Below are 4085 nucleotides of genomic sequence, written 5' to 3'. Positions count from 1 at the left end.
CACGAGCACACCAGGCCGTACATCCACGACAGTGATCAAGACCAGTTGGCAGCCTACAGAGTTATCCACCCAAGGATCCGAGACGAGCCACTAGCTGGGGGTCACGTACCAGCGCCCGGAGCCGGGCATCGGGGCCCAGCGACCGAACCACATGAGCCTGTCGCCTTCATCACTCGAGCCTTCTTGGCGCCCAGAGGTGCACAAGGCCCTGCTCGGCGGACGCGGTGAAGGAGGCAGCGCACGGATACTTGTGAGCGACATGTGGCAGTACGTCAGGAGTCGGCTTGTCCCGCACCCATCCCCGCAAGTTCTCACGTTCCGAGACCACACGGGCCGAGGCCTTCAGCGACGGTGTGTTCGCCATCGCCGTCACGCTTCTCGTTCTCAATCTCGCCGACCCTCCGCACAAACCGGGCGGCCTTGGCCAGGCCCTGTTGGCTCAGTGGCCTGCCTATCTCGGCTACCTGGCGTCCTTCGGCTACGTCGCGGTGATCTGGCTCAACCACCACCAGGCCTTCGTCCGTATCAGGACCATGGATCGCGGGCTGCATGCCGCCAACCTGTTTCTGCTGCTCACCACCGGGTTGTTGTCCTTTCCGACCGCGGTGGTGGCGGACGCGCTGCAGGCAGATCCCATGGGCGTGGACGCGCGGGTGGCCGTCGCTCTGTACGCCGGCATTGCCGCGGCGATGTGCCTGAGCTGGGTGGCCTTCTACCAACAGATCTGCCGCAGGCCCGAACTGCTGGACCCGGATGTGGAGGACACGTACGTGCGGCACGGGCGGCTTCGTTCCTGGGCCGGTGTCCTCGCCTACACCGTGGCCGGGCTTCTGGGAGTGCTCATCGCACCGCTGCTGGCGATCGCCGTGTTCGTCCTCCTCCCCATCTTCTACTTCGTCACCAGCGAAGGCCTGCCCGGTGAGGCGGCTCCGCCTGGTGCCGGACATCGGGCCGACGAGACAGGTCGTGACGGTGCGGTCTGACGCGCCGTGACACTCGGGGGCACGTGTCGGCCAGGAGGGGGGGACCCCACGGGCATCCGATGCCCCGGATCAGCCGAGGTGGTCCGCTTGCGGCCAGCGACGCGGACGAGCGCCTGCCGACCGAGGACGAAGACGCCCTGGTGGCCCCGAATCGACCACCGGGCTCCGCAGACGTCGCGGAAACCGGCAGAAAGAGGGGCCGTGTCGGCCTATTCCCGGTATTGGGCCAGGCGCGTTCGAGGCTGTGGCCGGGGCGCTCGCCTGGCGACTCCGTAGAAGCCGTTGTGGGGGCGGTCCGCGCTCGTCGCGACATTGAGCATGACGTAGGCCAGGGCGAAGGTGAAGAGGAACTCGACGAGCAGTACCGTGCCCACCGCGCTCCCGCTCGGTGACAGGGCGGTCGCCGACGTGTCGCCGGTGATGTACAGGACGGAGTAGGTCGGCGGACCGACCGAACGGCACCGCCGCTCCAGCATCGGCCTGTCGAACTGGCTTCGGTCGATCGCGGTCGGAGGCTGTCCGACGCACGCCTGCGCCGCCGCCTGCGGCTGGCCGCAGGCCGGACCCGCCTAATGGGACCTGCCGGGTCGTAGAGACTCGGTGCCGTAGCCGCCAGCAGGTGAGCACTCTCCCCGCCGGAAGCGTCGACTTCTGTGAGCAGACCGTGCCCTTGTTGGTCGGCCGGAAGGCCCTGACCGCTGATGGGGTGTCGTGCCCGCCGAGAAGAGCGTGAGCACTGGATCCATTAGGCCGCGTGCCGTGTCTTCCGCAGGCTGCATGCCGCTGAAGTATCCGACTTGGAGGAAGAGTTGCTGCTGATCGGCGACGACTGGGCTGAGGGCCATGTGCGCCACGAGGCGTCTGAAGTCGAGCGGAGGTGAGAGACCTTCGACTCCTGGCCGTCGCAGCGGTCGGGTGAAGCTGAGGGCAGCCTGATCCGGGAGACGCCGGGGAGGGTGGGAGCAGCCCTGACAACGCCGGGACATGCCAGCACTGCCAGATGGTGCGGGTCCGGTCAGCGAGACGGGAAGGTGTACGAGAGGAACCGGTGTCCGACGCCCCTTAACGGCCCACCAGCTCAAATCTGGCGGATATGGGCTGGTCGCGGTGCGTACCTGCTCCTGGTTTTGAGCGGGTAACTCCTGGTCGTCATGTGATCAGCGGCCAGGAGGCCACGGTGAATGTCTGCGGCGTAGCCGTGGCGATGCCGCAGGGGTAGAGCCGGGCGCCTCACCCGTCGATCGACTCTCAGATGAACGTGGGAACCGTCCGGTGTCGTCCTCACCCCGCGCAGCCAGCGCGGTGGAAGGACAGGCACGTCGTCTGCTGACGGCACCGGGCGGGGCGGAGGCCCCGTAGTAGTCCGAGGCCGGGAAAGCCGGCCGCACGGCGAAGGGGGCCAGCAAGTCAGTAGTGGAAGTACTGGAAGACCAGGAGACCGCTGGTGAATACGAGTGATCTGTCGACCGGCTCGTTCCGGGCCGAGCGACGGGTACTGGAGATCCAGACCAAGCTGCACCGTTGGGCGAACGACGATCCTCAGCGTCGGTTCGACGATCTGTACAACCTCGTCTGCGATCCCGCGTTCCTGGCCATGGCCTGGGACCGGGTCGCGGGGAACAAGGGCGCACGCTCGGCCGGAGTTGACGGCATGACCGTCACCTTCGTCCGGGAGCGGATCGGCGAGGCTCGGTTTCTCGCTGGGCTTCGGGAGCAGTTGAAGTCCCGCAGCTTCCGTCCGGTGCCGGTCAGGGAACGGATGATCCCCAAGCCGGGGTCGCCGCGCAAGCGGCGGCGCCTTGGGATTCCGACCGTGGCCGACCGGGTGGTCCAGGCGTCCTTGAAGCTAGTGCTGGAGCCGATTTTCGAGGCGGACTTTGCGCCGTGCTCGTACGGCTTCCGCCCCAACCGGCGGGCGCACGACGCGATGGCCGAGACACGCTTTCTGGCATCCAAGACCTACGAGTGGGTGCTGGAGGGCGACATCACGGCCTGCTTCGACGAGATCTCGCACTCGGCCCTGATGGACCGGGTGCGGGCTCGGATCGGGGACAAGCACGTGCTCGCGCTGGTGAAGGCGTTTCTGAAGGCGGGCATCCTCACCGAGGTTGGCACCTCCAAGGAGACCGTCACCGGCACCCCGCAGGGCGGGATTCTTTCGCCCTTGCTGAGCAATGTGGCCCTCTCGGTGCTGGACGAGCACTTCGTCAAGGCACCCGGTGGGCCGCAGTCCACGACGAAGCAGCGGTGGACACGACGCCAGAAAGGTCTGCCCAACTACCGGCTGATCCGGTACGCGGACGACTTCGTCATTCTGGTGTCGGGCACCCGAGCACACGCCGAGGCACTGCTTCCGGAAGGGGCGGAGGTCCTCTCCACCGTCGGCCTGCGGCTGTCGGAGGAGAAGACACTGATCACGCACATCGACGAGGGCCTCGACTTTCTCGGCTGGCGCATCCAGCGTCACCAGAAGCGGGGAACCGACCGGCAGTACGTCTACAACTACCCGGCCAAGAAGGCACTTCGGTCCATCAAGGCCAAGACGAAGGCGCTCTGCCGGATGAACGTCAGCCTGCCGCTGGCAGTCCTGCTGCACAAGCTCAACCAGGTGCTGCGGGGCTGGACCGCCTACTTCCGCCCCGGGGTGTCGGCCCGGGCCTTCCAGTACCTGCGCATGATCGTCTGGCGTCAGGTCTTCGGATGGCTCCGCCGCAAACACCTCGGCACTGGGTGGAAGGAACTCCGCCGCCGCTACTGCGGCGGCGGATGGTGGCCGCACGACGGCGACGTCGTCCTGTTCAACCCGGGCTCGGTAGTCACCACGCGATACCGGCCCCGGGGGACGACCATTCCGTCGCCCTGGCCCAGCACGATCTGAGGAAAACGGCTGCTCAACAGGGCTTGTGGAGAGCCGGATGCGGGGCCAACTCGCACGTCCGGTTCGGGAGGGCGGCGTGGAGAAACGGGCTGGGAGGAATCCCAGTACCGCGCTCCGCGCCGACCCCACCACGACATCGAGGTCCAGGACGCAACCGGCCACAGGCTGGCGACCGCAAGGCTGCCCGAGGGCGCGGAAGGCATGACCAAGCTCCACGAGCTGGT

Annotated in this window: 3 protein-coding genes; 2 read left to right on the top strand and 1 reads right to left on the bottom strand. The window is 67.1% G+C overall.

The annotated features are described in order from the left end of the window. Positions 1 to 284 precede the first annotated feature (284 nt). Positions 285 to 983, top strand: coding sequence for a TMEM175 family protein (locus ABT288_RS49590; RefSeq protein WP_351623396.1), 699 nt, complete (start codon positions 285 to 287; stop codon positions 981 to 983). 209 nt (positions 984 to 1192) lie between these two features. Here ABT288_RS49590 and ABT288_RS49585 read toward each other — a convergent pair whose 3' ends face one another. After that, a complete protein-coding gene (locus ABT288_RS49585; protein WP_351623395.1) occupies positions 1193 to 1459 on the bottom strand; it encodes a hypothetical protein in 267 nt (88 codons plus the stop codon). Positions 1460 to 2427: 968 nt separating this feature from the next. On the opposite strand from ABT288_RS49585, the gene ltrA reads away from it, so the two are divergent. Next, the gene (ltrA, locus tag ABT288_RS49580; RefSeq protein ID WP_351623394.1) at positions 2428 to 3861 is read left to right on the top strand and encodes a group II intron reverse transcriptase/maturase; all 1434 of its coding nucleotides are present in this window, start codon (positions 2428 to 2430) and stop codon (positions 3859 to 3861) included. Positions 3862 to 4085 lie beyond the last annotated feature (224 nt).

The organism is Streptomyces sp. NPDC001093 (genome assembly GCF_040298985.1).
GTDB lineage: Bacteria > Actinomycetota > Actinomycetes > Streptomycetales > Streptomycetaceae > Streptomyces.
Note: the sequence above shows the minus strand (reverse complement) of the source record. Positions and strands in the feature narration are given on the sequence as shown.